The sequence below is a fragment of the Rhizobium sp. CF080 genome (assembly GCF_000282095.2).
In the GTDB taxonomy this organism is placed as follows: Bacteria; Pseudomonadota; Alphaproteobacteria; order Rhizobiales; family Rhizobiaceae; genus Neorhizobium.
In genome coordinates, this window is sequence record NZ_AKKC02000004.1 from 1081836 (window position 1) to 1108077 (window position 26242).

General features: G+C 60.8%; 22 protein-coding genes. 18 read left to right on the forward strand and 4 right to left on the reverse strand.

All coding sequences use genetic code 11. The annotated features are described in order from the left end of the window. The first annotated feature begins 129 nt into the window (after positions 1-129). From PMI07_RS12080 to PMI07_RS12100, 5 genes are all read left to right on the forward strand, one after another. Entirely contained in the window at positions 130-1560 is a 1431-nt protein-coding gene (locus tag PMI07_RS12080; RefSeq protein ID WP_051484129.1) for an aminotransferase class III-fold pyridoxal phosphate-dependent enzyme, read from the forward strand. Further along, positions 1557-2540, forward strand: a complete 984-nt coding sequence (locus PMI07_RS12085; protein WP_007758969.1) for a 3-hydroxyacyl-CoA dehydrogenase NAD-binding domain-containing protein — start codon at positions 1557-1559, stop codon at positions 2538-2540. The genes PMI07_RS12080 and PMI07_RS12085 overlap by 4 nt, the downstream gene beginning before the upstream one ends. 2 nt (positions 2541-2542) lie before the next feature. Continuing rightward, entirely contained in the window at positions 2543-3343 is an 801-nt protein-coding gene (locus PMI07_RS12090; protein WP_245277128.1) for a 3-keto-5-aminohexanoate cleavage protein, read from the forward strand. After that, positions 3340-4260 carry a siderophore-interacting protein gene (locus PMI07_RS12095; RefSeq protein ID WP_007758974.1) on the forward strand — a complete coding sequence of 307 codons (921 nt, stop codon included), beginning with the start codon at positions 3340-3342 and terminating at the stop codon, positions 4258-4260. The genes PMI07_RS12090 and PMI07_RS12095 overlap by 4 nt, the downstream gene beginning before the upstream one ends. 162 nt (positions 4261-4422) lie before the next feature. Continuing rightward, on the forward strand, positions 4423-5805 hold the full coding sequence (locus tag PMI07_RS12100) for an aspartate aminotransferase family protein (protein ID WP_007758975.1): 1383 nt from the start codon (positions 4423-4425) through the stop codon (positions 5803-5805). A gap of 61 nt (positions 5806-5866) precedes the next feature. Here PMI07_RS12100 and PMI07_RS12105 read toward each other — a convergent pair whose 3' ends face one another. Further along, positions 5867-7015 carry a C45 family peptidase gene (locus tag PMI07_RS12105; protein ID WP_007758976.1) on the reverse strand — a complete coding sequence of 383 codons (1149 nt, stop codon included), beginning with the start codon at positions 7013-7015 and terminating at the stop codon, positions 5867-5869. A gap of 20 nt (positions 7016-7035) precedes the next feature. Beyond that, positions 7036-8247: a serine hydrolase gene (locus PMI07_RS12110; protein WP_007758977.1), complete on the reverse strand. Its 1212-nt coding sequence runs from the start codon at positions 8245-8247 to the stop codon at positions 7036-7038. Between the two features lie 207 nt (positions 8248-8454). On the opposite strand from PMI07_RS12110, the gene PMI07_RS12115 reads away from it, so the two are divergent. Genes PMI07_RS12115 through PMI07_RS12125 form a run of 3 tightly spaced genes read left to right on the forward strand, consistent with a single transcriptional unit; the run spans position 8455 to position 11928 of the window. After that, on the forward strand, positions 8455-9309 hold the full coding sequence (locus PMI07_RS12115; RefSeq protein ID WP_007758978.1) for a hypothetical protein: 855 nt from the start codon (positions 8455-8457) through the stop codon (positions 9307-9309). Positions 9310-9347: 38 nt separating this feature from the next. Beyond that, positions 9348-10919 carry an ABC transporter substrate-binding protein gene (locus tag PMI07_RS12120; protein ID WP_007758979.1) on the forward strand — a complete coding sequence of 524 codons (1572 nt, stop codon included), beginning with the start codon at positions 9348-9350 and terminating at the stop codon, positions 10917-10919. A 34-nt stretch (positions 10920-10953) separates the two neighbouring features. Then, the gene (locus PMI07_RS12125) at positions 10954-11928 is read left to right on the forward strand and encodes a serine hydrolase (RefSeq protein ID WP_007758981.1); all 975 of its coding nucleotides are present in this window, start codon (positions 10954-10956) and stop codon (positions 11926-11928) included. 128 nt (positions 11929-12056) lie between these two features. Here PMI07_RS12125 and PMI07_RS12130 read toward each other — a convergent pair whose 3' ends face one another. Beyond that, on the reverse strand, positions 12057-12596 hold the full coding sequence (locus PMI07_RS12130) for a flavin reductase family protein (protein WP_007758982.1): 540 nt from the start codon (positions 12594-12596) through the stop codon (positions 12057-12059). Between the two features lie 63 nt (positions 12597-12659). Next, positions 12660-13355, reverse strand: a complete 696-nt coding sequence (locus tag PMI07_RS12135) for an FCD domain-containing protein (protein ID WP_007758983.1) — start codon at positions 13353-13355, stop codon at positions 12660-12662. Positions 13356-13958: 603 nt separating this feature from the next. Between PMI07_RS12135 and PMI07_RS12140 the strand changes: the two genes are divergently transcribed. The 10 genes from PMI07_RS12140 to PMI07_RS12185 all read left to right on the forward strand — a co-directional run bounded on the left by PMI07_RS12140 (position 13959) and on the right by PMI07_RS12185 (position 26170). Next, a complete protein-coding gene (locus tag PMI07_RS12140) occupies positions 13959-15434 on the forward strand; it encodes a 4-hydroxyphenylacetate 3-hydroxylase N-terminal domain-containing protein (RefSeq protein WP_007758986.1) in 1476 nt (491 codons plus the stop codon). Between the two features lie 11 nt (positions 15435-15445). Further along, positions 15446-16480 (forward strand): hypothetical protein, encoded by a 1035-nt coding sequence (locus PMI07_RS12145; protein ID WP_024163762.1) that lies wholly within the window; start codon positions 15446-15448, stop codon positions 16478-16480. Positions 16481-16543: 63 nt separating this feature from the next. Then, the gene (locus tag PMI07_RS12150; RefSeq protein WP_007768427.1) at positions 16544-17473 is read left to right on the forward strand and encodes an ABC transporter permease; all 930 of its coding nucleotides are present in this window, start codon (positions 16544-16546) and stop codon (positions 17471-17473) included. Beyond that, positions 17473-19488: an ATP-binding cassette domain-containing protein gene (locus tag PMI07_RS33545; RefSeq protein ID WP_007768425.1), complete on the forward strand. Its 2016-nt coding sequence runs from the start codon at positions 17473-17475 to the stop codon at positions 19486-19488. Before PMI07_RS12150 ends, PMI07_RS33545 begins: the two co-directional genes overlap by 1 nt. Positions 19489-19550: 62 nt before the next feature. Next, on the forward strand, positions 19551-20621 hold the full coding sequence (locus PMI07_RS12160; protein ID WP_007768423.1) for an ABC transporter substrate-binding protein: 1071 nt from the start codon (positions 19551-19553) through the stop codon (positions 20619-20621). A 104-nt stretch (positions 20622-20725) separates the two neighbouring features. Continuing rightward, positions 20726-21877: an ABC transporter substrate-binding protein gene (locus tag PMI07_RS12165; RefSeq protein ID WP_007768413.1), complete on the forward strand. Its 1152-nt coding sequence runs from the start codon at positions 20726-20728 to the stop codon at positions 21875-21877. Positions 21878-21947: 70 nt separating this feature from the next. After that, positions 21948-22610, forward strand: coding sequence for an isochorismatase family protein (locus tag PMI07_RS12170; RefSeq protein ID WP_007768410.1), 663 nt, complete (start codon positions 21948-21950; stop codon positions 22608-22610). Further along, positions 22594-23433: an FAD synthase gene (locus PMI07_RS12175; protein WP_007768407.1), complete on the forward strand. Its 840-nt coding sequence runs from the start codon at positions 22594-22596 to the stop codon at positions 23431-23433. The genes PMI07_RS12170 and PMI07_RS12175 overlap by 17 nt, the downstream gene beginning before the upstream one ends. Continuing rightward, positions 23430-24842, forward strand: a complete 1413-nt coding sequence (locus tag PMI07_RS12180) for an amidase (protein WP_197032489.1) — start codon at positions 23430-23432, stop codon at positions 24840-24842. Before PMI07_RS12175 ends, PMI07_RS12180 begins: the two co-directional genes overlap by 4 nt. Beyond that, the gene (locus tag PMI07_RS12185) at positions 24839-26170 is read left to right on the forward strand and encodes an amidase (protein ID WP_024163764.1); all 1332 of its coding nucleotides are present in this window, start codon (positions 24839-24841) and stop codon (positions 26168-26170) included. The genes PMI07_RS12180 and PMI07_RS12185 overlap by 4 nt, the downstream gene beginning before the upstream one ends. The last annotated feature ends 72 nt before the right edge of the window (positions 26171-26242 follow it).

Below are 26242 nucleotides of genomic sequence, written 5' to 3' on the forward strand. Positions count from 1 at the left end.
GGTATGCCGACCATCAAGCCGGTGCAAAGAATTTTCCGTCTCGCGTATTGTGCGATCTGCGATCGCGATATATCGTCAGTATAAATGAATTTCGGCGGTCCATCTGACCGTCGTTAAGCAGAATTGGGGATGAAGCATATGGATGCGGCGGGCACGAATGCCGTCTCGGACGGAAACATGAGCTTGGCGGACCGGGATCGGGAGGGATTTTTCCATCCGTTCACCTCCATCAGGGACCAGAAGGTCAACGGCGCCCTGGTCATGTCCTCGGCGGAGGGATGCCGGATCCGTGATACGGATGGGGTCGAATACCTCGACGGCGCCGCCGGGTTGTGGTGCGTCAATGTCGGGTACGGTCGCAAGGAAATTTCGGATGCGATCCATGCCCAGTCGTTGTCGCTTCCCTATTTCCACACTTTCAACACGATCGCCAACGAACCGGTCATCCGCCTTTCCGAGCGGCTGCTTGCCTTTGCGCCGGCGAGCATGCGGCGGGTCTTCTATGGATCGTCGGGATCGGACGCGAACGACACGGCGGTGAAGATGCTGTGGTCCTACAATATCTGCCGGGGCAAGCCCGAGAAGCGGAAGATCATTTCGCGGGCCTATGCGTATCATGGGGTTTCTGTCGCCTCAGGCAGCCTCTCCGGCGTGCCGATGGTGCACCAGTATTTCGGCCTGCCGATCGATTTCGCCCGCCATGTCTCGCGGCCGGATCTCTATCGCGATGCGCCGGCCCGCGGCTTTGCGACCGAAGAGGCCTATTCTGCCTACCTGGCGAAGGAGATCGAAGAGATGATCCTTGCCGAGGGGCCGGATACGGTTGCCGGCTTTATCGCGGAGCCGGTCATGGGTACCGGTGGTGTCCTTCCGCCGCCGAAGGGTTATTTCCGGGAAATCCGCAAGGTTCTCGACAAATATGACGTGCGGATGGTCGCCGACGAGGTGATCACCGGCTTCGGCCGCCTGGGCCGCTGGTTTGCCTCCGACCTTTATGAGATGGAGCCGGACCTGATCCTGGCCGCCAAGGGCCTGACCAGCGGCTACCTGCCGCTTTCGGCGGTCCTGGTCGGGGAAAAGATCTGGGACGTGTTCGAAACTGTTGCCGACGATGGCCGGGCTTTCGCGCATGGCTTCACCTATTCCGGTCATCCCACCTGTGCCGCCGCCGCCATGGCGAACCTTGATATCCTCGAACGCGAGAACCTCGTGGACCGGGTCGCCGAAATGGCGCCGGTGTTCCGCAAAGCCTTCGACGACCGGCTGCTCGATCTCGACATTGTCGGCGATATCAGAAGCGCCGGTTTCATGATGGGTATCGAGCTGGTGGCGGACAAGGCTGAGAAGCGCTCCTTCGAGGCTTCCGCCAAGATCGCCGGCCGGGTTTCGCTTGCCGCCCGCCGTCATAGATTGCTGCTGCGGGCGCTGCCGAACTCGGACGTGCTGGCGCTCTCGCCACCGTTTGTCGCGACGATTGAAGACATGGCCATGATTGCCGATCTTGCGCGTGCCGCTATTGTGGACGTGACGGACGAACTCAGGGCGGAAGGATTGTTATGAGCGCAGGTGTGGGCCGCTTCCGATCCGAGGACATTGAAACGGTGGCGATCATTGGCGCCGGCCTGATCGGCGGAGCTTGGGCGGCATTTTTCCTGAGCCGTGGCCTGAAAGTAAGGGTTTACGACACCGATCCCGAGGGCGCTCGGCGGCTTGAAAAGGTCGTTGGCAACGCACTTGAGGATCTACGTCAGGTCGGATCAGTCGCGCCGGTAGCGGCGGACGCTCTGTTTTTCTCCGGTAACCTCGAAGAGGTCTTGGCCGGCTGTGATTATATCCAGGAGAATGCGCCGGAAAAATTGCCCCTCAAGCAGGCGCTCCTCAAGCAGATCACCGATCTTACGCCTTCCGACGTGGTGATCGGTTCGAGCACGTCGTCTTTTCAACCAAGCGAACTGCAGGCGGGAGGTGCGGAGGCAGAGCGGATCGTCGTCGCCCATCCCTTCAACCCGCCGCATCTCCTGCCGTTGGTGGAGATCGTGGCAGGGCCGAAAAGCAACCCGGAGGCGCAGGCTGCCGTCTACCGGTTCTTCGAACGGCTCGGCAAGGCTCCCATCCGCATCACCCGGGAGGCCGCAGGCCATGTCGCGAACCGCATGACGGCGGCACTCTGGCGTGAAGCGGTCCATATCGTCGCCGAGGGGATCGCCAGCGTCGAAGATGTCGACCGCGCCATCCGCTTCGGCCCGGGCCTGCGCTGGGCGGTCGACGGTCCGCACATGCTTTACCATCTCGGCGGCGGCGAGGGCGGCATTGCCCATTATCTCAAGCACCTGGGCCCTGCGCAGGAGGCTCGCTGGCGCTCGCTTGGCAATCCATCGCTGACGGAAGACGTTCAGTCTCTGCTGATCGACGGGGTCATGCAGGAAGCGGCCGGCCGCAGCATCGAGGAACTCGGCGCGCGGCGAGACCGGCTGCTCATCGCCCTGCTGAAGGTGTTCGATGACGGTCCGATATCCGGCAAGAGCGAGGCCGCGGAGTGAGCGTGATCCATTCACAGCAATTGCCGCGCATCATGGTGGCGCCGACAGGCGCCCGGCGGACAAAGGTCGACCATCCGTCTCTACCGATGACCGCAGACGAGATCGTCGGGACCGCCGCTGCCTGTTTTGCGGCTGGCGCCGGCGCCATTCATGCGCATGTGCGTGATGCTGAAGGAGGCCACAGTCTCGACATCGGTCTTTATACCGACCTTGTCTCGCGCCTGCGTCACCGCGTGCCCGGGATGCTCGTCCAGATCTCGACCGAAGCGGTAGGTATCTACACGCCCGAGGAACAGATCGCGCTTGTCCGCGCACTGAAGCCGGCCTTCGTTTCAGTTGCCCTTCGGGAGATATTCCCGGAAGGCGGTGATGAGGCGAGGGCGGTCGATTTCTATCGCTGGTGCAAGAGAGAGGGCATCTCCGTCCAGCATATCCTCTACGACACTGTTGACGTACTGCGCCTTGCCGAATTTCAGGCACGTCACCTGGCTTCGGCCTCGCGGCTTTCGGTCATTTATGTGCTTGGACGTTATGCGGTCGATCAGGAAAGCAGCCCCCTGGATCTTGAGCCATTTCTCGACGCTGCCCTGCAATTCTCGTCGCCGCCCGACTGGATGGTCTGCGCCTTTGGCCGCGGTGAGACGGACTGCCTCGCGGCGGCTCTTGCGGCCGGCGGCAAGGTGAGGGTCGGTTTCGAAAACAGCTTCTGGCATAGCGACGGGCGGATTGCGTCTTCCAATGCGGAACGGGTTGCCATTATCCGCGAGATCGCCGACCGCATGCAGGAAGGGCGGCGCGCATGACCATTACGATCACGACGCCCTACCGGATTTTCGATGTCTCGCTGGCGCGGCGCGAGATCCTGTCTCCCAACATGGCGCGGCTGACCTTTGCCGGTCCGCAGGTCAGACACATGGCGACGCTTGCGCCGGACCAGCGCATCAAGATCTTCTTTCCGAAACAGGACGGGTTGCCCCCGGCGATCCCGCATCGTCCGGACTGGTACGAACTCTACAAGCTCCAGCCGCCTGGAGAACGCGTGCCGATGCGCACCTACACGATCCGGTATCTGCGTGCCGATGCCGGCGAAGTGGATATCGATTTCGTTCTGCACGGAGACAACGGACCCGCATCCCGCTGGGCTGCCAATGCCGATCTCGGAGATCCCGTCCAGATCTCCGCACCCAACCGGGACCATCTCGCAGGGAACCAGGGTTACGAGTGGAAACCGCCGGCGGGCGTTCGCAACGTCCTGCTGATCGCGGACCTGACGGCCGTTCCTGCGGCCATCGGTATTCTGGAAGAGCTTTCCATGCTTTCCGATCCACCGAAGACACAGGCCTTCTTCGAGGTGCCGGATGCGGGAGACCGACTGCCGCTTCCTCAATGGCCTGGTCTCGATGTCCATTGGATGGTCCAGTCCGAAGTGGCGGCAGAACTCGCTCGTTATGGAGCTCTGATGATCGATGCCGCGGCAAAGGCCCGGCTGCCGCAGGGCGCGATTGCATCAATCGCTGTTCCGGAACTCGCCGAGATCGATGTCGACAAGGATTCGCTCTGGGAGCGCGCCGATACCCGCGATGGCAGCTTCTATGGCTGGGTGGCGGGCGAGGCCGATGCCGTGCGGATCATCCGCAATCTGCTGATCAAGGATCGGGGCGTGGATCGCTCGCTCGTCAATCTGATGGGTTACTGGCGGCATGGCCGCATTCGGGACTAACGCAAATGCTGAGGGACATTGTTCTCAGGGACGGTTTCGTTTCCACGCCATCGGCGCGGACGCGTTATGCCGACCTGCTGCGTCTCTGCGCACGTATCGGATATTCTCCGCCTTCGCCTTTCTGAGCCTGATGACATCAAACTCGGATAAAGGACAATAACGATGAATATCCAGAAATACTCGCTGGCGGAACTCCAGCGGATCGATTCGACCCATTTCCTCCATCCCTTCACCGATCACAAGGATCTGCGTGCCAAGGGCGCGCGGATGATCGTGCGGGGCGAGGGGCCTTTCATTTATGATGCGGAAGGAAACGAGATCCTTGACGGGATGGCCGGCCTCTGGTGCCTCAATGTCGGCTACGGTCGCGAGGAGTTGGCCGATGCGGCTTCGGCGCAGATGCGGGAACTGCCGTTCTACAACTCGTTCTTCAAGTGCACGACGCCCGCTCCGGTGCAGCTTTCCGCCAAACTGGCGGAACTTGCGCCGCCGAACATGAACCAGGTCTTCTACGGCTCCTCGGGATCGGAAGCCAACGACACCGCCCTGCGCCTCGTTCGCCATTACTGGGCGCTGGAAGGCAAGCCCGAGAAGAATATCGTCATCTCTCGCAATTACGGCTATCACGGTTCGACTATCGCCGGCGCGTCGCTCGGCGGTATGCCGGACATGCACAAGCAGCTCGGCGGCGCCGTGCCGAACATCGTCCATGTCATGGCGCCCTACGCCTTCGATCTGGCCTTGCCAGGTGAGAGCGACCATGATTTCGGTCTGCGGGCGGCACGCGCCGTGGAGGATGCGATCCTTGCCGCTGGCGCCGACAAGGTTGCGGCCTTTATCGGCGAACCGGTCATGGGGGCAGGCGGCGTAAAAATCCCGCCGGCGAGCTATTGGCCGGAAATCCAGCGCATCTGCGAAAAATACGACATCCTGCTGATGCTCGACGAGGTGATCACCGGCTACGGCCGTACCGGCGAATGGTTTGCCGCGACCACCTTCGGCATCAAGGCCGACACGATCACCACCGCCAAGGCGCTGACGTCAGGTTATCAGCCGCTTTCGGCGCTGTTCGTCGGCGACCGGATCGCCGAGACGCTGGTGGAAAAGGGCGGCGAATTCTATCACGGCTATACCTATACCGGCCATCCGGTATGCTGTGCCGTGGCGCTCAAGAACCTGGAAATCATCGAGAGCGAGGGGCTGGTGGAGCGTGTCCGCTCCGAGACCGGTCCTTATCTCAGCGAGCAGCTCGGCAAGCGGCTCGGCGGCCATCCGCTCGTCGGCGAGACCCGCTCGGTCGGATTGATGGCGGCGATCGAGATCGTCAGGGACAAGAAGACCCGCGAACGGTTCCAGCCGGGCGGCTCGGCCGCGACGCTGGTGCGTGACCATGCGATTGCGGGCGGGCTGATGGTGCGCGTGGTGGACGATACGATCATCATGGCGCCACCTTTGATCTGGACGCGGGAAACGATCGATCTCGCCTGCGATCGTCTTGTCGCGGCGCTCGATCTTGCTGAGGCGACGTTCGCCTCGAAGCGATAAACGAAAGACAGCCCGGCGCACAGGTTGCGCTGGGCTGCCGATTGAAATCGACGGATGGAAATCAGGCGAGGCTGCGAGCCGTTGATGCCGTCCGCTGACCTTTATCCATCCTAAGCTCATACCGTGTGAAACGGCTGTTGGTCGCCGGCAATGGGGCCACTTCCATCAAACCCTTGTCCGGCTGGCAGACGATCATCGCGACCGTGGCGGAGAGGTTGCCCACCTCGTTCTTGATCGCCGGCCGGCAGACCGCATAAGGGGCGCCGAATGTATCGAAGAGGGCTGCCTTGACGTCTTCCGCGGTGATGTCGCTGGTCTTTTCCGCCAGGATTTCGCGCACCCGGAGATCGCGGTAGAGGCTGTCGGGAACGTTGTTCAGGCCGGCTTCGCGCAGCTTGGAAAGCGCCACGGGGCTTTGCCAGTGATTGGCATGAACGATCAGCCCGTTTTCCGGATAGAGCGGAAATACTTCGTCGGGCGCGCATTCGAAGTCGATGGCGACGCCCTCCCTGGCACTGAGAATGACATTGTTGGACCCGGATTTCTGCGTCGTCGCGATGGTGCGGATCGCCTGGGCGAAATGCGGCGATGCCAGCGCCTTGCGCCGGATGAAGGGCAGGGGGACGCCAAGCGCCTTGTAGTCCCGATCCGATTCCAGATAATTGGCTGTGATTGTCATTCCGTTCGAATTGAAGCCGCTGCGCATCAGGCCGCCGGCCTCCGTGAACATCAGGATATCAGGCCCATCCTCCTGAAGCACCCTGATCACGACGGAGGTCTCGGCGCATTCCGCCCGCCAGTCCCAGTTCTGGGCGTGGATGAGCGCACCGTCGCGCGCCGCTTTCGGCATCACCACGACGCCGGTGCATCCGTCCTTTTCGCTGTCCTTGAAGCTGAGGCCGCGGCGGGCGATCTGCAGCAGTTCGGTGCGGGCATTGATGAGGAAGACCGACGTGAAATCGAGCCCGGCGCCTTGCGCAATGCCGTGCATCTCTTCCACCAGTTCCGGCGCCCAATCGCGGATGGCGGGCGGGAAATTCTCGACGAGCTCGACGACTTTTTCCCGGCTGAAGCCGAGTCTCCCGAGCTGCTCGCGGTAGAGTTCGCTCGATAGCCGCACGCGCTCGCGGACCTGTTCGCCGTACATTCTCCCGCGTTCGACGGGAGACCCGCTGATTTCGATAAGGGGAAAGGGTTTTGTCTGCTCCACGGACTTCTCCATCGTGTTCGTTATTCGGTGGCGGCCACCGCCATCAGCATGCGGATGACCGCATGGTCGAGATCGTCGTCGACCGGCACGGGTTCGGAGGAGAGACGCACGATCACGGTCTCCGTCTTCGGGTCGATCCACAGCCACTGGCCGTGAATGCCGATGGCGGCAAGCGCACCGGTGCCGGTCGAGTACCAGTAGGAGCGATAGCTTCCTTCCGAGAAGAGCCAGGCCTGGTTGCCGGTGGCCCAAGTCTGCCGGTTGCCGCCTTGCCAGATCGATTTTATCCAGTTTTCAGGAATGATGCCGTTGCCCATGAGCCGCACCATTTCTCCGACGCGGGCGAGATCGCGCGCAGTCATCGAGAGACCGGCGGAGGCCCGTGCATTGCCGATCCTGTCGAGCGTCAGATGCGCGTCGCTATAGGCACCCAAGGGTTGCCAGAGATAGGTTTCGACCAGATCGGCAAACCGCTTTCCGGAGGCAATTTCCAGCAGAATGCCTGCGACATCCGTGTTCGGCGAATGATAGGCGTGGATGCTACCGTGGGGATGCGGCCCTCTGGGGATGGTGCAGAGGAAGGATTTGAGGTCCGGCGCCGGATCCGACGGCTTTTCCGGGTTCCACAACATGGCGCGGCGATAGCGGTCGAAGGCGCCGGTCAGGTCGAGGTAATCCTCCGCAAAATCCAGGCTGACGCTCATGTTGAGCAACTGCTCGACCGTTGCGTCGCCATAAGCCGATCCGCGGGCGCCGGGCAGGATATCGGCTATGCCATCGGAGAGCCTGATCAGGCCCTGTTCGATCAGCACGCCGGCAATCAGAGCCGTGATCGACTTGGAGATCGAGAAGACCATATGCGGCCGGGCTGGATCGCAATGTGGAGCATACCATTCGGCCGTGATCTCGCCCTTGCGCATGACGACCAGCGCATCGCTATGAGTGTCCGCCAAGAACGTATCGAGCGACATGGCCTGCTGGCCGAGCCCGGCAATCGGCAGATCCGCCAACGGCCCCAGAGGCAATTCTCTATCCTCCCGGATGCGCCGGCTTGCGATAAACGCCGAGGGAACGATCTCGGATGCGTTCTGAAATGACCAGGAGGAATAGGGTCGCGTGCGCCAGTTCGCGAGCGTTATATCTGCGCGGTTGAATGGATCCATAAACAGCGTCTTTCCGAGGATCGAATGGGGAATGTCGCTCCAGTAGTACAGCGCGATTTGCGATCGCACAATCAATTCTCGCGAAAACTCCCGTGATTTTCTTTTGCTTGCCCTCCTTCCAAGATCGAAACGAGAGAGTGAATTCGTATTAATATATTGAAAATACACGGTGAAATTTTGAATTTACAAATTTCATGCTCTCTATAAAAATTTCTATTGTGCGATCGCAGATCGCGATATAGGCTCGCCCTAATCAAAAAATAGAGGGGCATGTGAATGCGGAAGATTTTCGGCAACGGAAAGAAGCTCACCTTTTATGACTTCGGGGCGACGATCGTCTATGCCTCCCGGTTCGATCAGCGGTTTCCCTATTGCGCCTATGTGCCGGAAGACTACGACGAGGATTCCGACAAGACCTATCCGCTGCTGGTCGTGGTGCATGGTACCGAGCGGCACATGGAAGGATACCGGGATGCGTTTGCCGACTTTGCGGAGGCGAACGGCGTCATCATCCTGAGCCCGCTGTTTCCCGCAAGCATTGCCCGCCCGGGCGATATCAACAGCTACAAGATGATCCGCTACGGTGACCTGCATTATGACGCGGTGATGATCGACATGATCGCCGAGATGAAGGAGCGCTATCGCATCGCCGGCGACAAGGTGATGATGTACGGATTCTCCGGTGGCGGGCAGTTCACCCACCGCTTTCTCTATCTGCATCCGGAGCAGATCCTTGCCGCCTCCATTGGTGGACCCGGCACCGTCACGCTCATCGATCCCGATCGGGATTTCTGGGTCGGAACCCGCAATTTCGAGAGCGTCTTCGGCAAGCCTCTCGATCTCGATGCCATGCGGCAGATACCTGTCCACATGATCATCGGTGGCAACGATCACAACACCTGGGAAATCACGGTAAAGCCGACCGATCGATGGTGGATGGAGGACGCCAACATCGCGGGCGTCGATCGCGTCGACCGTATCGTCTCCTTGAAAAACAGCTTCGAAAAGGCGGGTGTGAACGTGACCTTCGATGTCGTGCCCGATGTTGCCCACAACGACGAAACGATGATGCCGCTGGTGAAGAACTTCTTTGCGAAAGTCCTCGACGACCTTCGCGGTCGCAGTCTTTGAAAACGGATGCCTGAACATATCAACCCCGGGAGTTCACGATGAAAACCTGCTTACGCATGGCAGCCGTTGCCGCACTTATGCTGATGCCGGATATGACATTTGCGCAGGCGCCACAGAAAGGCGGCACGCTGACGATCGCACTGAATTCCGACATACGCAGCCTTGATGCCAGCCGCCGCGATGCCAATACCGACACCGTCCTCAACCATATCTACGAACAGCTGGTTGCCTATCGCGACGACTTGTCCGTCGGGCCGGCTCTCGCGGATTCCTGGGACATTTCTGCCGACAAGATGGTCTACACTTTCCATCTTCGCCCGGACGTCGTCTACCACAACGGCGATGCCGTTCGCGCCGCAGACGTCAAATGGCTGTGGGACAGGCGTATGAACACCGCCAAGACCGACAATCCGTGGGTCTGCGTTCCGAATTTCGACGGATCGCAGGGCTTCAAGGTTGTGGCTGTCGAGGCGCCTGACGACAGGACGGTGGTCTTCAAGCTGGACCAGCCAAGCGGCATGTTCCTGATCCGCATAGCGAGCATTGCCTGCAACGTGTGGGCGGCAAGTCCCAAGAATGTCGGACCCGACGACAAGTGGATTGCCAATTCGGCCATAGGCAGCGGGCCGTTCAAGCTTAAGGAATGGAAGAAAGAGCAGCAGATCGTTCTGGAGCGCTTCGATGGCTACAAGCCGTCCAAGGCGCCGGGCAGCGGTTACAGCGGCGACCGCACGGTGAACGTCGATACAGCACGGTTCGTGCTTATTTCCGACAAGTCGTCGGCGGAAGCGGCTTTGCTGGCCGGTCAGGTTGATGTCATGCAAACCGTGCCGGCCACACATATGGATGACCTGAAGGGCAAGGGCGCACAGATCGTATACTCACCTAGCCTGTCGTTTACGGCCCTGATGGTACAGACCAGGGATCCGCTGCTTTCCGACGTCCGGATGCGCCGCGCAATCGCTCAATCGATCGACCTGAAGCAGATCGCCGAAGTCAAGACAGCGGGCCTTGCGAACTACAACCCCTCCGCCGTTGCGCAGTCCAGCGCTTATTTTGACGATGCGTTCCTCAATTGGCCGCCATACGATCCAGAGGCCGCGAAGGCCTTGCTGAAGGAGGCCGGTTATAAGGGGCAGCCCATCAAGATCCAGACCAATACGCGCTATCCCGGCATGTATGACAATGCGGTCCTGATACAGGCCATGCTGACCAGCGTCGGCATGAATGCGCAACTGGACGTCCTGGACTGGGCGGCGCAGCTTGAAAACTTTCTCGCCGGCAAGTTCCAGCTGCAGTCGTTTGGCTTTTCGCCGCTTGCCGATCCGAGCCTGAGATATGCCGGTCTCATCGGCGACAAGGCTAAGGATCCAACGCTCCAGTGGGAGAGCAAAGAGGCCATGGCGCTGAATATCGAGGCCATGAGAGAGACCGATACGGAAAAGCGGCTGGCCCTGTTCAAGCAGATCCATGCTTTGATGGTTAAGGACCTGCCGATCTTCGGTCTCTACTACACCCCGATTGTGGATGCGGCGGCGTCGAATGTCCGAGACTATAAGGTATGGGCCATGGACCGGGTCAGGGCCTGGCACGTCTGGAAGGCAAAATAGCATTTGACTTACATCCATCGGCAACGATGCAACTGTGGCAAGCGCCAACGTGCGCAAGCATTTCAATCAACCACTCGTCGAAATCGGTCGGCGGGTGGCTTTCTTTACGACCATCGCGGTAATTGCGGCGATCAATCTCCAGGAAGTGGATGGCGACATGAAAATATCGGAACTCGAAGGACGGCTTCAGGCTTTGTCGGAAGGCCGGGGTTTTGATGTTTACTGGCATGTCCGGTTGGCGGCCGGTGGGGACGAGTTGACACGCAATGGTGCGGCAGTTCTGCCATCGGCAAGCGTTCGCAAGATATCGGTTATGATGGCCGCGCTGCACGCCGCTGCCGAGAACCGTCTGGATCTCGACCAGCCCGTCATCATCGAGAAGGAACTGCAGGAAGGAATTCTTTCCGGTGTGTGTCAGTATATGACGCCCGGCCTGACCTTCCCGATGAGGGATGCCATTCTGCAGATGATCATTACCAGCGACAACATCTGCACCTATGAGGTCATGAAGGGTTTCGAGATACCCGAATTCACCGATTATTGCCGCCGTATCGGGATGGGCAATACAATACATCGTACTCGGCTGCCGCCGGTCGGATTGCCGCCGGAGCATGAACTCGATCAGGTCACGACAACGACGGCACACGACCAGGTGCTTTTGTTGAGCCTGATCCTTGCTGGCGCAAATGGCGATCCGGCGGCAACAGAACGTCTGGGTGTCGATGCCAGCAATTGTGCAATGGCACTGCGCTTTCTGACCTGGCAACGGTATCGCAGCATGATCCCGGGGCATCTCCCGACTCTGACGACCGTTGCGAACAAGACCGGGTGGGGGCAGCGTGGATGGATGGATGCCGGGATCGTTTTCAAGGACGGCGCCCCCCTCTTCATCATGAGCGTGACGACCGATGGAGTTCCAAGGACCATGCCTGACGGTCTGCCGGGCCGTGTGGCTTCCGCTACGCTGATTGCGGAACTTTCCCGAGCTTGCTGGGACGCGCTATCTTGAGTGCCCGTGGCCCGTCCGGAGTTGATGCGACCGGGCTGCTCTGCACAGCGAGCTGGCTGAGGCCAGGCAGGCCGAAGAGGATTTCCATCGTAGCCGTGTGGCTGATCTCAATATCAAAGCGCGATATCTCAAAGTGAAATAGGTGCAGGGAAGCTGAACTGTCCACCGGCATAGACGAGGGCACGCGATGCCCTTTCCTGCAGAATGGCTTCCACGCGCCCGACCAGGACCGCATGGGTCGGCGAATCATATTCGCATTCGAGCCTACAGTCGAAGACCGTCAGAGAGTTTTCCAGGACAGGTGAGCCGGTCGCGAGATGGCCCCAGTTTCCCAAGTTGAAACGCTCCGGACCATAGACCTTTGTCATTCCGGCAAAATGCTGGGCCAGCGCCGATTGGTCCTCGTCCAGAAAGTTGGCCGAAAAGCAACGGTTCGCCCGGATATGAGGCAAAATCGTGCTGTTCAGGTTCACGCACGCCAGGATCATGGGCGGCTGATCGCTCAGCGAACATACTGCCGACGCCGTGATGCCATGGCGCAAATTCCCGGTACCGGTGGCAATTATCGTCACCGGCGTCGCGACCTTCTTCATCGCTGCACGAAACGTCAGCGAGTCGACGCGTGCTGCGCCTGTTCCCTCGCTATTGTTCATTACGTTCGCTACCATCGCAAGCCTGCCTGTCGTGTTGGTGTTCGGGATAGATTTCGCTCATGGCCTTTGCGCAAGGCCCTATTTCGGCGATGGGGTAGTGGCCTCACCTCCACCATTCAGCCATTTCAGGATCGCGATCAGATGCTCGCGCATTGCTTGTTCCGCATCCGCCGCTCTGCGTCCGCGGATCGCGTCGACGATGATCTCATGATGCTTCCAACCGGTCTCGTTCGTGTAGGCAGGCAAGCGCGTGCGGATCGTGTCTTCCCATGTCAGGTCCATGACCTGTTCGAGAAGATAGGCGGCCAGGATATTGTGGCTTGCAACCGCGATCGCCCGGTGGAACAGGTTATCCTTACCGCGATCGAAGACGGCGGGTTCGGCGAGCGCATGGGCGGCCGCGATGTCCTCTATTTCGGTCTGGGTGCCGCGCGTCGCCGCCAGACGGGCGATCTCCGGCTCCAGCAGCAGGCGAACCTCCCACAGCTCCGCCGGGCTGGTTCTGCTGGCGATATTAGCCCTGGTAGCAATCGGCTGCCCGTCACCGCGCGGTCGGCCTTTGGGGACCGGACTGCTTCGAGGCTTGCTTTCCGGGATCCTGTTGTCGTCACGTAGTGTCGAAAGGGCCTTCCGCAACAGATGGCGGCTGACGCCGATACGCTCCGCGAGTTGTCGCTCGGGCGGGAAGTATCCTCCTTCGGCCACGCTGAGAATGGCTTGCGTGACCTCCTCTATGGAGTTCAGCGGGGTTCTCAATTCCAACTCTTCGCTCATGGTGTTCCTCCAGATTTTTCCGTAACCGGCAAGTCATCCGATCCCGAGGGCTATGTCCGTCGACGAGAAGGCGGCCCCTGGCAGGGCAGTGATGAGCCGGTTCGGCTTGTTATCGAAATCGACTATATGGTTGCGTCAACCAAATGTCCATATCCGCTTTTGGTTGCGGTTTGGTTGCGTCACTGGCCTTTGTACTGTGCACATAAATTAATCATCTCGGTTATTGCTCAAATTTTTTTCATGTCAATTTAAATCAGAAAATATTATTTTATATCAATTATATAATGCCGTTCTATGTCCCTTGATGGTCGCCGCAAGCGGGTGATTTCACCGAAATCATGAGAACTTTCACTTGCCAGCCGTTCAACCAAAGTCTAGCCTTCAAGAAAGATTGAGAGGTCGGTTGCGTTTTGGTTGTGAGCGCCCCGGCATACGTCCATATGAGACCAAGACATTCCCGGTGGCCGATCCAGCGCAGATGCTGTGAACGGCTCCGTCGACTTTACGCCGATCCGGTCTTCCGGATCGACTGGATACCTGTGTGCCGATCGTTCCAGCCCGTCCGCAGGGCTGGTCTCGCTGAAAGAGACGGAAGTCAGACTCATGAATACGATGACAAAGACCGTGACCAAGCATGCGCTCAAGACCGGGGACGAATTCAGGGCCTCGCTGGATGACGGACGTCAGCTTTGGGTCAACGGAACCAAGCTGAACAAGGTTACCGACGAACCGGCGCTCGCAGCCGGGATCGATCTCATGGCGTCGATGTTCGACGACCAGTTCACCGAAGAATATGCGGATGCCACGACGGTGCTGGACAATAAGTCCGGCCTCGTGACCGGTCGCTCCTGGCAGGTTCCCGAGACGATGGACGATCTGCTTGGACGCCGCAAAATGATGGAATACACGTCGCGCAAGACCGTCGGGACCTTTGGTCGCCCGCCGGATCTTGGGCCGACGCTCGCGGTCGGGATTCTGGCGCATCTGCATCTGTTCAAGGATTTCAAGTCAGCCTTTCCGGAATGCCAGCCGGACTTCGTCGAGAACGTTCAGCGTTACGTCGAATTCGGCCGCATGAACTCGATAACCTGCGCCGAGAGCCTGACAGGCCCGCAGAACGACCGTTCGTCGCCCTTGGCACAGGCGGCATCGCTGCTGCGGGTCAAGCGGGTCCAGAAGGACGGCGTCTACATCTCCGGCGCCAAGTCCGTCGGTTCCATCGCGGCACAGACCAACGAGATCTTCTTCTCCAACCTCGCTTATCCCGGTACGCCGGCGGAGGCTGCTGTCTGGGGTTCCGTGCCGATCAATTCGGATGGCATCAAGCTGGTCAGCCGCGAGATGCTTTCCAATCCCGGCGCCGATCCCTTCGATCATCCGCTCGGCTACAAGGGCGAAGAGGCCGATCAGCTCGTCATCTTCAAGGATGTCTTCGTCCCCAAGGACCGGATCTTCAATCTGGGCAACGAGCATGTCTCGGCCATTTCCGGCAAGGCGACGCTTTTTGCCCATTACCATGTCCTGACCCGCCTGAAGGTCAAGTCCGAGGTCTTCGTCGCCTGCGCCAAGCTGGTGACCGAAGTGTTGGGCACCGGGCAGATCCCCGGCGTCCGCGCCATGCTGGCGGAGATCATCGAATACAATCGTACGCTCGAAGCCTTCATCCTGGCGGCGGAAGCCAATGCCGGGATCAACGAGAGCGGCGTGATGTGCCCCGACGTGATGATGATCACGACCGGCCGTCTCTATGCCATCCGCAACTACCCGCACATTATCCATGTCCTGCAGGAAATGTGCGGCCAGGGTCTCGTGATGCGCTTCGGCAAGGCCGCCTTCGAAAATCCCGATATCGGCCCCGATCTTGCTGAGTTGCTGCCGGGCAAGGGCGTCACCGGCATGCAGAAGGAAAAGTTGATGAACTTCATCTGGGACCTGACCTGCTCCTCGCTCGCAGGACGTGTGGCTCTTTTCGAAAACGTCAACGCCAGCCCTGCGCCGCGCATGCGCGAGCGCCTGGTCGCCGAATTCGATACTGCCGCAATGGTGGCGGACCTGAAGAAGATCGCAGAGCTGGATTGAGGGAAACACCTATGGCCACTCAACATGAAATGGTGAAACTGTTCACCGAACAGCTGAAGCTCTGCGCGCTCAAGCCTGATGAAACCGTCATCATTCTTTGCGAACACGACATCCGTGCCGACTATGCCGAGGCGTTCATGCTTGCCGCGCGTGATCTGGGAACGACGCCTTTCCAGATCACCGTGCCGCTGCGCGAAAGGCGCTCCGCCCGCCAGACCACCGGCAAGACCGCGATCGGCGGCAACCGACCGGTGATCGAGGCCCTGAAAAAGGCAGACATCATTATCGACGTGATGGGCATGCTTTTTTCGCCGGAACAGGACGAGATCTGCGCCGCAGGCGCGCGTATATTGTTCGTTCGCGAGCCCTACGACGTGCTGGCACAGAACTTCCCGACGCCGGACCTGCGCCGTCGGATCGAGTTCGGCGAACAGTTGCTGCGCAATGCGAAGACCCTGCGGATCTGGTCCGACGCCGGCACCGACGCCACCTACGAGATGGGCGGTTATCGGGTGATGACCCAGTATGGCTATACCGACACCCCCGGCCGCTGGGACCATATGGCGACCGGCCAGGTGCTCAGCCAGGCCTATGACGGCAAGGTGAATGGTACGGTGATGATCATGCCCGGAGATACGGTTACCGCCTTCCAGAGGATGATCGAGAGCCCCGTGAAGCTGACCATCAAGGACGGTTTCGTCACCGATATCGAGGGCAACGGAATGGATGCCCCCTTGCTGCGCGACTATATGGAAAGCTTCAAGGACCCGCGCGCCTACGCGATCAGCCATATCGGCTGGGGCTTGCTCAACACCGCCACCTGGTACCACCGCGCGATCACCCGCACGCGGACACAGGAAATCAGTGTCAATTCGTTGAGCTACTACGGAAACGTGCTCTTCTCGCTCGGCCCGAACACCGAGCTTGGCGGCACGAACGACACCCAGTGTCATATGGATATCCCGCTCCGCAAAAGCTCGCTTTCGCTGGATGGCGTGACGATCGTCGACAAGGGACGCATCGTCATTCCTGAAATGGCCGTCTGAAAACGTCTCGGCACCGTTCAAGGGCGGATGTGAAGTTGACCGCGTAGAATGACAGGAGAAGCGATGACTCCGTTCGAAGCATCCGAGCCTGCAGGAAAGAGCAACAGGCTGTTGCCCGATCCGCCCAGCGTTACCCTCACCGCCTGGCAGCGGCAGCAGCGCGGACTGACCGTTTCCCTGATGGCGCTCCCGGTCGTCGCCATGGTCGCCGTCTTCGTGATGCCCTTGCTGGTCCTGCTCTGGATGAGCTTCGGCGGGGGCGGCAAAACTGGCTTTTCGCTGCAGGGCTATATCGATCTCGCCCAGCCGGTCTATCTGAAACTTCTTGCCTTCACGCTGCAGCTCGCTTTGCTAACCACCGTGCTCTGCGCGCTCTTCGCTTATCCGCTGGCCTATCTCATGGTCAATGTGAGCTCGCGCTTCGCAGCGTGGATGGGCGTCGTGCTTTTCATTACGCTCTGGCTGAGCTTTCTCGCCCGTACCTTCGCCTGGATCATAATCCTGCAGCGACGAGGGCTGGTGAACAATTTCCTCATCGGCATCGGGGTCATCGATAGCCCGCTCGAACTCGTCTACAACAAGCTCGGTGCCTATATCGGCATGGTCCATATCCTCCTGCCGTTCATGGTTCTGACCCTGATCCCAGCGATGAAGGCCATCGATCCGGCCTATGTCCGGGCGGGACTGAGCCTTGGGGCGGGGCCGGCTCGGGTGTTCCGCGACATATATCTGCCCCTCAGTCTGCCCGGCCTCGTTGCCGGCTCGATGCTGGTCTTCACGCTTGCCTTCGGCTTCTTCATAACCCCGGCGATCCTTGGTGGCGGGCGTGCTCCGACCATCGTCATGGCGATCCGCGACCAGATCCAGCAACTCGGCAACCTCCAGCTCGCTGCTGCCACGTCGATGGTCCTGCTCGTCTTCTGCCTCGGGCTTCTTTTCCTCTACGACCGCATCGCCGGCATCGACCGCATCTACGACAAGGGAGGAAAGTGATGGAGCTTCTCATCCAAGGCAACGCAGCGCGCGCATTGAAAGTCTACGGCTGGGTGATGCTGGTGGTGATCATGCTGCCGGTGATCATGATCGTGCCGATCAGCTTCGGTGCCGGCAGTGCCATCGTCTTTCCGCCGAAGGAGCTTTCTCTCGAGTGGTACCGCAATCTTTTAGACGATCCTCGCTGGGGCCGTGACGCACTGCTTTCATTGCAGGTCGCAGCGCTCGCCACGATCCTGGCCACGGTCGTTGGCACAGCTGCGGCAATCGGCATGTCTCGCGTCGAGAGCAGGGCGCTCGCCAAGTTCCTGAAGATGTTCTTCATTGCGCCCATGATCGTGCCCCTGATGGTTATTTCCGTCGGCCTCTACATCGTGTTTGCGCGAAACGGCCTGCTTGGCTCCCTCTGGGCCCTGGCGATCGCCCATGCCATCGTGGTGTTGCCCTTCGTGGTCATGCCGGTCATGTCGCGGCTTGCGAGCCTCGATCCCGCCTATGAAAAGGCCTCGGCATCTCTCGGCGCGACCCAGCTGCGCACGCTCTTCGAGGTCATTCTGCCGCTGCTTGTCCCCGCAATCATCGCTGCCGCCATTTTTTCCTTCGTCTTTTCCTTCGACGAAGTGGTTCTGGCACAGTTCCTGGCCAGCCCTCGGTTCGAGACTCTGCCCCGAAAAATGTGGGACGGCCTCAGCCAGAACGGCCTCGACAAGACCATTACCTCGATTGCCTCTGTCCAGCTCTTCATCGTGCTTGCCGCCTTTGCGGTCTGGAGCTTTTGGAAGCTCGGGGAGGGGGGCCGCCTCGAGCGTCGAAGAGAAGCTCTCGCGGCAACCGGCTCCTTGCATGCTCATTCATCGACCGCGGCCGATGCCGCTGCCCTTCCTGCCAATGGATCTTTGCCCATGAACGTCGCGATCAAGACCGCCGCACCTGCCGTGGAGGCCGTTGCCCCGAAAACCGGCGAGCAACATGGTTTCGGCATCGATTTCCAGCATCTGAGCAAGTTCTATGGCGACAAGGTCGTAGTGGAAGAGGCCAATTTTTCGGTCAATCCCGGGGAATTCCTCACCATTCTTGGACCATCGGGATCGGGAAAAACAACCCTGCTGATGCTGGTCGCAGGCTTCATCTCGCCCGATGCCGGGCGCCTGATGCTGGGCAAGCGCGACATATCCCGCGTGCCGCCGCACCAGCGCGACATCGGTGTGGTGTTCCAGTCCTATGCGCTGTTTCCGCATATGACCGTGGCGCAGAACGTCGCCTATCCGCTGCGCGCCCGCCGCATTCCCAAGGCCGAGCAGCAAGCCAAGGTAAAGTGGGCGCTTGAGCGCGTGCACATGCAGGACTTTGCCGACAGGCGCATCACCCAGCTTTCCGGCGGCCAGCAGCAGCGCATTGCGCTTGCCCGCGCCATCTCCTTCGGCCCCCGCGCACTGCTGATGGACGAGCCGCTCTCGGCGCTCGACCGCAACCTGCGTGTCGAGATGCAGCGCGAGATCCGCGGCCTGCAGCAGAGCCTCGGCCAGACCGTCATCTTCGTCACCCACGACCAGGAAGAAGCACTCAACATGTCCGACCGCGTTGCGGTCATCGACCAGGGCCGCGTCCAGCAGGTCGCCAGCCCACGCGATCTCTACCTGAAGCCGCAGAACAGCTTCGTCGCCAATTTCTTCGGCGAATCCAACCTCTTTTCCGGAACCTCCGACGGCAACCTGCTGACCTGCAGCGCCGGCGCGTTTCCGCTGGCGGTCAAGCGCTCCGGTGCGGCGATCCTCTGCGTCAGGCCCGAGACGGTCAGGTTTGCCAGCGTCGGCCAGCCGGCACCCGAGTGGGCGATAGACGGAGCGCTGACGAACGCCCGCTTCCTCGGCAGCCTGCTCCACATGCAGTTTGCAACAGCCCATGGCCCGCTTGTCGTGACACGTCCGCTGGACGGCACGGTCGAGATCCCCGAACAGGGCGAGACCCGCCGGCTGTTCTGGGTTCCCGAGACGGCGCACGTCATGGCGCATTGATCGGCGCCGAGCTAGCAACAACAAACGCAACCCCTTCCCATGTATTGCAACAGGAGAGACCGATGAAATCGAGATTTGGATTGGTTGCCCTCGTGGCACTCGGAATGTCATTGCCCTTCGGACTCCACGCTCAGGATGCCCCGGCTGAGTTCAAGGGGACCGGGAAGCTGGTCGTCAACAACTGGGGCGGTCCGATCGTCGAGCGCATGCATGCTGCCTGGTATGGCGACTTCGCCAAGGCAACCGGTATCGACGTCTCCTTCACCTCCATCCCCGACGTCGCCAAGCTGAAGATCATGAGCCAGGTCGGCAATGTCGAATGGGATGTGGTCGACTTCGAAGGCGCCCAGATGCTGCAAGCCATGAAGAACGATCTGCTGGAGCCGATCGATTACGACCTGATGTACAAGCTGGTGCCGAAGGAGCAGCTCGATCCCGCCCAGATGACGAAATACGGCATCGGCTCGATCGCCTTCGGCACCATCATGGCCTGGAACACCGAGTCCGTCGGCAAGAAGGGACCGTCCAGCTGGACCGAGTTCTTCGATACCGCGACCTTCAAGGGACGTCGTGCGCTGTATGCGCGTCCGAAGCCGACGCTTGAAATCATGCTGATGGCGGATGGCGTTGCGGCGAAGGATGTCTATCCGATCGATATCGATCGCGCCTTCAAGGCGCTCGAGAAATTCGGCCCGAAGGTCGATTTGTGGGTTGAAAAGACCTCGCAATGGGACGTGCTGATCCAGAACAAGGAAGTCGATCTGATGGGATCGAGCCTTGCCCGGACTATGGCGCAGATCGAGAAAGGGGAGCCGATGGCTATCAGCTTCAACCAGAGCATCATGGAGCAATCCTACTGGACCATTCCGAAGGGGGCTCCGAATGTCAAGGACGCCCAGAAGCTGGTCGCGTGGATGATGCGGGCCGAGGGTCAGCGGGCCTCGCTGAAATTGCTTCCCTATTACAGCATGGCCAACAAGGCTGCACTTGATGGCATCCCGAAGGAAACGCTCGCCAAGCTGCCGGGGGCGCCGGAGAACTCGGCCAATAGCCTCACTATCAATGCCGGCTGGTGGCTCGAACACGACGCCGAAGTCCAGACCCGCTGGCTGGACTGGCTGAGCCGCCGATAGTCCCAAATCTCACCTTTCTGCCCGTATCCGTCGGGGATCTCCCGGACGGCCTGGGCAAGGCGTGCCGCATGCAAGTTTCATCCATCTTCTCGGAGACAATCGCCATGACGAAAGATAATGACGCATCCCCTCGGCCTGACCTGCCGGAAATCACCGTCCCCGAAATCGATCGCCGCAGCTTTCTCGCCAGCATGGGCGCTGCCGGACTTGCCTTCGGTGCGGGCATGGCTGGTGGCGCCGGCATCAAACCCGCAATGGCGCAGGACCTTTCGCTGCTGAAGGGGTCGGGCGATCTCGTCGTCTGCACCTGGGGCGGCGCTTCGACGGACGCCATGAAAGAAATCTGGTTCAAGCCCTTTTCCGAAGCCAGCGGCATCAATGTCTCGACGGCTTCCGTACCGGACATCGCCAAGCTCGAGGTGATGGAAAACGTCGGTAACGTCGAATGGGACCTGCTGGATGCGGAAGGCACCCAGATGGAGCTGGCCATGAAGAAAGGCCTTCTGCAGAAGATCGACTACGACCTGATCTTCAAGATCGTGCCGCGCGACCAGATCGACCCAAAGGTCATCAAGGAATACGGCGTCGGATCGGTCGCCTTCTCGACCGTCATCGCCTGGAATACCGGGCTATTCGGTGCCGAAGGACCGCAGAGCTGGAAGGAATGGGCCGATACCACCCGCTTCAAGGGTCGCCGTGCGCTCTATGCACAGCCGCGTCCCTCGTTCGAGATCGCGCTGATGGCCGCGGGCGTTCCGCCGGAAAAGATCTACCCGATCAATGTCAATGACGCCTTCAAGGCGCTCGACGAGCTGAAGCCCAAGATCAACCTCTGGGTCGAGAAGACCTCGCAATGGGGCGTTCTCATGCAAAATGGCGAGGTTGACCTGATGGGGTCCAGCCTGTCGCGCACGCTGGATGAGAAGAAGCGGACCGGCAAGGTCGACTTCACCTTCAACCAGAGCATCATCGAACAGGATTACTGGGTCATTCCCAAATCCGCTCCGGGCGGTGCCAACGCGCAGAAGATGATCGCTTATGCGCTGATGGCGAAGGGATCGCTCGCCTTTGCATCGCGCATGCCGTTCAATGTCGCAAACACGTCGATCTATGGCGACATTCCGGAAAACATGAGGCAGCAGCTACCCGGCTATCCCGCCAATGCCGCACGCAACCTGCAAATCGACCAGGCATGGTGGACGGCCAATGCCGACCAGGTACGCCTGCGCTGGCTCGATTGGCTGAGCAAGGCCTGACACCCTCAACGCGGGCGGGGCCTGTCGAGGCCCCGCCCGCGTGCCGCAGTCGCAGCCCGCAGGAGCAGACATGGAACTTTCCGATATGACCGCCCGCCAGATGTTCGAACATCTGCGCAATAACCCCACGCGGCCCCGCTATGGCTTCGGCACGCGCCCGATGCTCATCAATGTCGACCTGCAATGTGCCTATACACAGCCCGAGGTCTACAAGACCGCTTACGCGACGGACCCGAGGCAGACGGAGTACGTCAACCGCCTCGCCGCGGAGACGCGACGGCTTGGATTGCCGGTAATCTGGACCTACGTGGCCTTCTCATTATCCGGTGATGACTGCGGCGTCTTCGGATCGCGCACGGATACGCCCGACAGCCTCCAGAACATCAAGGAAGGTTCGCCCCGCGCGGCTCTTGATCCCCGTCTGGACGTCGTCAAGGGTGACGTCGTGCTGAACAAGAAGATGCCGTCAGCCTTCTTCGAAACCCATCTCAGCTCGTTGGCCACCTATCACAAGGTGGATACCGTGATTGTCACCGGCGGCTCGACATCAGGTTGCGTCAGGGCCACCGTGGTCGACAGCCTATCCCGAGGTTTCCGCACGATCGTTCCGGTCGAATGCGTGGCGGATCTGCACGAGAGCCCGCATTTCGCCAATCTCTACGACATGCACAAGAAATATGCCGACTGCATCCCCGTGTCAGAGGTGTTCGACTGGTATGCAACACTCCGCTGACATGGTGGCTGCAGAGCCTGATCACCGCATACCGCAACCCTTCGTCCATGACGGGATGCGGGCCTTGCCGGATGAGCTTTGCGAATCCGTCTTGCTGCTCGGCAATTTCGACGGCCTGCATATGGGACACCGGGCACTGGTTGCCGGGGCGTCGGAGTGGGCGCGAAGGGCTGGGCGGCCGCTGGCGATCCTGCAACTCGATCCGCATCCACGTCATCACTTCCGCGGCGAGCAGGGCTTTCTCATTTCCGGCTCGACGGTTCAGAGGCGGCTGCTGGCCGAGGCCGGCATCGAGCTCATTTATGCGCCGCGTTTCGACGACATGTTCGCGGCGCAGCCAGCCGAAACCTTCGTCGCCGAGCACCTTGTGGGCAGGCTTGGTATTTCGTCGGTCGTCACCGGCGCAGACTTCCGTTTCGGCCAGCGTCGCCGCGGCGACGTGGCGCTGCTGGAAGAGATGGGGCAGGCGAACGGGTTCGCCGTCCACGTGATTGGAGAATGCCGGGATCAGCTGGGCGACGGCATGCGGATTTCTTCCAGCCGGATCCGCGGGGCGATCGAAACCGGCCATCTGGACGAGGCGCAGCGGCTGCTCGGACGACCCTTCGAGACGTCGGTCGAGAACAGCGAGCGGAGCTGGCGGTTCGATCCGATGCAGATCCTGCCGCCGGATGGAATTTTCATGGTTGAGGCACGAGGAGCCGCCGGCCGGCGGCTTGGCCGGAGGATGCTCGTTCTGAGAAAACGCCATCCCGAGGTCAAGTTGCCGGCCGGAACGCACACCATTCTCTGGCATGCGGCGGCATCCGGAGACAGGCTTTGAAAGGATCCGCAGTGGAATACGATAGCCTTGATGCACTGGCGATGGCAGACTTGGTCAGACGAGGAGAGGTCGCCCCTAACCACTTCGTGAAGGAGGCGCAGGCCCGTATCGCGGCCTTGAACCCCACGCTGAACGCGGTCGTGCACGAATTCCTAGACGTTGCACCGGATATGATGCACGGACCGTTCACCGGTGTGCCTTTGTTGCTGAAGGATACCGGCGTTGCCTTGAAGGGCGCCCCGATCACCTCGGGTTCGCGGCTGCACAAGGATGTCGTCAGCCCCGCCGACAATACGCTGGGCGGACGCTTGCGGAAGGCGGGCTTCGCCTTTATCGGCCGTACCAATACGCCCGAGTTGGCGCTGAGCTTCACTACCGAGGGCCATTTTCATGGCACCGCGCGCAATCCCTGGGATCTTGCGCGCACGCCGGGTGGTTCGTCAGGCGGTGCGGCGGCCGCGGTTGCAGCTGGCATCGTGCCGTTGACGCAGTGCTCGGATGGTGCAGGCTCGATTCGTGTCCCGGCCGCTCATTGCGGCGTTTTCGGAATGAAACCGTCCCGCTTGAGAAACCCTTCGGGACCAGCCATTGCCGAGGGAATCGGCGGCATGGCGACACTGCATGCGATCAGCCGGTCGGTGCGAGACAGTGCGGCATTGCTGGACGTCACCCATGGCGCCGATGTCGGCGACCCCTGGGGCTCTCCGCCCATCGAGGGCAGCTTTCTGGAGGCCGTGTCGCGTGCACCCGGTCCGCTCCGGATCGGCATGGAGATCTCGGGCGATGCGGACTGCTGCGCAGCGGTCGAGGCGGCGGCGGCTCTTTGCGAAAAGCTCGGCCATCACGTCGAACCGGCCGCACCCGGTTATGATCGTGAAGCGGTGAAGAGGGCCTGGTTCACGATTTCGGCAGTGTCGGTCGCGCGCGGTGTCCGCAATCTGGCCAAGGCGCGCGGCATAGCGGATCCGCTGGCGTTGCTCGAACCCGTCAATGCGGAATGGGTGCGGAAAGGTGAAGCGATTTCGGGCACGGACTATCTGGGCGCCATCGATGCGCTGCATCAGTCGAGCCGCGCCATGGGACGGTATTTTACAAACTACGATATCTATCTTTCGCCGACGACGGACGAAAGCGCGCCGCTCCTTGGCCATCTCGCGGGCGACGGCATGAGTGTCGACGCCTTCTTCGACCGCTTCTGGGCACATGCGCCGCTGACGGCGGTCTTCAATGCCTCCGGCTGCCCGGCCATGAGCGTACCGTTGCATTGGACCGAAAGCGGAATTCCCGTCGGGGTCCAGTTCGGTGCCGCGTTTGGCGCTGAGGCCCTTCTTTTCAGTCTGGCGGGCCAGCTCGAGGCAGCCAGCCCCTGGGCAGCACGGCGCCCCAAAATCTCCGAGGTCACATTGTGAGTACGCATTCTTCACAACCGACTGCTTCCGAAATCGCCACCCTGAGCGCCCGCGCGATCGCCAAAGGCGTTGCATCCGGTGTGCTGAGTGCGGAAGAAGTGACGGAAATCTGGCTTGAGCGGATCGCCGCCGTCGAACCAGCTCTGCGCTCCTTCATCCATCATGCGCCCGAACAGGCGCGCGCATTGGCGGCCGTTGCCCCGAAGGGACCGCTGGCCGGTGTTCCGTTTGGTATCAAGGATGTCATCGACACCGCCGACATGCCGACGGAATACGGTTCTGCCGCGTATCCTGGATGGCAGCCTTGCCGTGACGCGCCCGTGGTTCATCTGGTCCGTCGCGCGGGCGCGGTGGTGATGGGAAAAACCGTGTCGACAGAATTCGCTACGGCTGCCCCCGGTGCGACGGTCAATCCTTTCGATGCAGCCCGCACCCCCGGAGGGTCTTCCAGCGGCACAGCTGCGGCGCTTGGTGCGGGACTGATCCTGATGGGGCTCGGTACTCAGACCTCGGGCTCGACGATCCGGCCGGCGGCCTATTGCGGCGTGGCCGCGATGAAACCCTCCCCGAAACTGATCGAGACCTTCGGCGTCAAGCCGCTTTCGGCGACGCTCGACGTGGTTGGCCCAATGGCGCGAGACGTTCGTGATCTGGCGCTCCTCGTCTCGGTCTGCATGCGGCGGCCCGAACTTTCGCCGGACGAATTGGTTCCGGAAAGCGTGCTGCCATTGAAACCGATGGGATTGTTCCTGCCGGTCCACGATCCGGTCGCCGACTTCGCGCCCCTCGATAGGGCGGCTTCCGTGCTGGGCTCGGTGACGGCGCAGGTGGCGCCGGACTGGTGGGAAGGGCTCGGCGTGGCGCAGGACGACGTCTTTTCCTGGGAGGCCTCGGCATCGTTGAGTGTGGACCGCGATCTGCATTGGAACGAGCTCCGCTCCGAGACTCACGCTTTCATGGAGCGGCAGCAGAAGGGCAGCTTTGCCCAATGGCAGGCCGGTATCGCGGCAAGGGACCAGGCACTGGCCGATCTCGACGCATTGTTCGGAAAGGCTGACTTCCTGCTGACCCCCTCTGCGCCGGGAGAGGCACCCCTCGGCCATGCCAGGACCGGACCTGCGACCTACAATATCCGCTGGACGCTGCTCGGCTGCCCCAGCGTGACGATACCCGCCGGTTTCGGCCCGGCAGGCATGCCGGTGGGCATACAGCTGGTCGCCCGCCCGGGGGAGGATGCCGCGCTGCTGCGGCAGGCTGCCGCCGTCGAGGATGCACTGCGAGCCGCGGGCATCGAGGCGCGCCCCAAGAGCCGGGCCGAGGGGGTTTGAACGTGTCCGATTGCATGAATAACGGAAGGCCGGTTGCGATCTGCATTGCAGGGGTCATCCCGGCGGGTTCCG

What these genes read in the sequence shown, in the direction of transcription:
- PMI07_RS12080 (WP_051484129.1), top strand. Translation starts at nt 130, where the DNA reads ATGAAGCATATGGATGCGGCGGGCACGAATGCCGTCTCGGACGGAAAC.
- PMI07_RS12085 (WP_007758969.1), top strand. Translation starts at nt 1,557, where the DNA reads ATGAGCGCAGGTGTGGGCCGCTTCCGATCCGAGGACATTGAAACGGTG.
- PMI07_RS12095 (WP_007758974.1), top strand. Translation starts at nt 3,340, where the DNA reads ATGACCATTACGATCACGACGCCCTACCGGATTTTCGATGTCTCGCTG.
- PMI07_RS12100 (WP_007758975.1), top strand. Translation starts at nt 4,423, where the DNA reads ATGAATATCCAGAAATACTCGCTGGCGGAACTCCAGCGGATCGATTCG.
- PMI07_RS12115 (WP_007758978.1), top strand. Translation starts at nt 8,455, where the DNA reads ATGCGGAAGATTTTCGGCAACGGAAAGAAGCTCACCTTTTATGACTTC.
- PMI07_RS12120 (WP_007758979.1), top strand. Translation starts at nt 9,348, where the DNA reads ATGAAAACCTGCTTACGCATGGCAGCCGTTGCCGCACTTATGCTGATG.
- PMI07_RS12130 (WP_007758982.1), bottom strand. Translation starts at nt 12,596, where the DNA reads ATGGTAGCGAACGTAATGAACAATAGCGAGGGAACAGGCGCAGCACGC.
- PMI07_RS12135 (WP_007758983.1), bottom strand. Translation starts at nt 13,355, where the DNA reads ATGAGCGAAGAGTTGGAATTGAGAACCCCGCTGAACTCCATAGAGGAG.
- PMI07_RS12140 (WP_007758986.1), top strand. Translation starts at nt 13,959, where the DNA reads ATGAATACGATGACAAAGACCGTGACCAAGCATGCGCTCAAGACCGGG.
- PMI07_RS12145 (WP_024163762.1), top strand. Translation starts at nt 15,446, where the DNA reads ATGGCCACTCAACATGAAATGGTGAAACTGTTCACCGAACAGCTGAAG.
- PMI07_RS12150 (WP_007768427.1), top strand. Translation starts at nt 16,544, where the DNA reads ATGACTCCGTTCGAAGCATCCGAGCCTGCAGGAAAGAGCAACAGGCTG.
- PMI07_RS33545 (WP_007768425.1), top strand. Translation starts at nt 17,473, where the DNA reads ATGGAGCTTCTCATCCAAGGCAACGCAGCGCGCGCATTGAAAGTCTAC.
- PMI07_RS12160 (WP_007768423.1), top strand. Translation starts at nt 19,551, where the DNA reads ATGAAATCGAGATTTGGATTGGTTGCCCTCGTGGCACTCGGAATGTCA.
- PMI07_RS12165 (WP_007768413.1), top strand. Translation starts at nt 20,726, where the DNA reads ATGACGAAAGATAATGACGCATCCCCTCGGCCTGACCTGCCGGAAATC.
- PMI07_RS12170 (WP_007768410.1), top strand. Translation starts at nt 21,948, where the DNA reads ATGGAACTTTCCGATATGACCGCCCGCCAGATGTTCGAACATCTGCGC.
- PMI07_RS12175 (WP_007768407.1), top strand. Translation starts at nt 22,594, where the DNA reads ATGCAACACTCCGCTGACATGGTGGCTGCAGAGCCTGATCACCGCATA.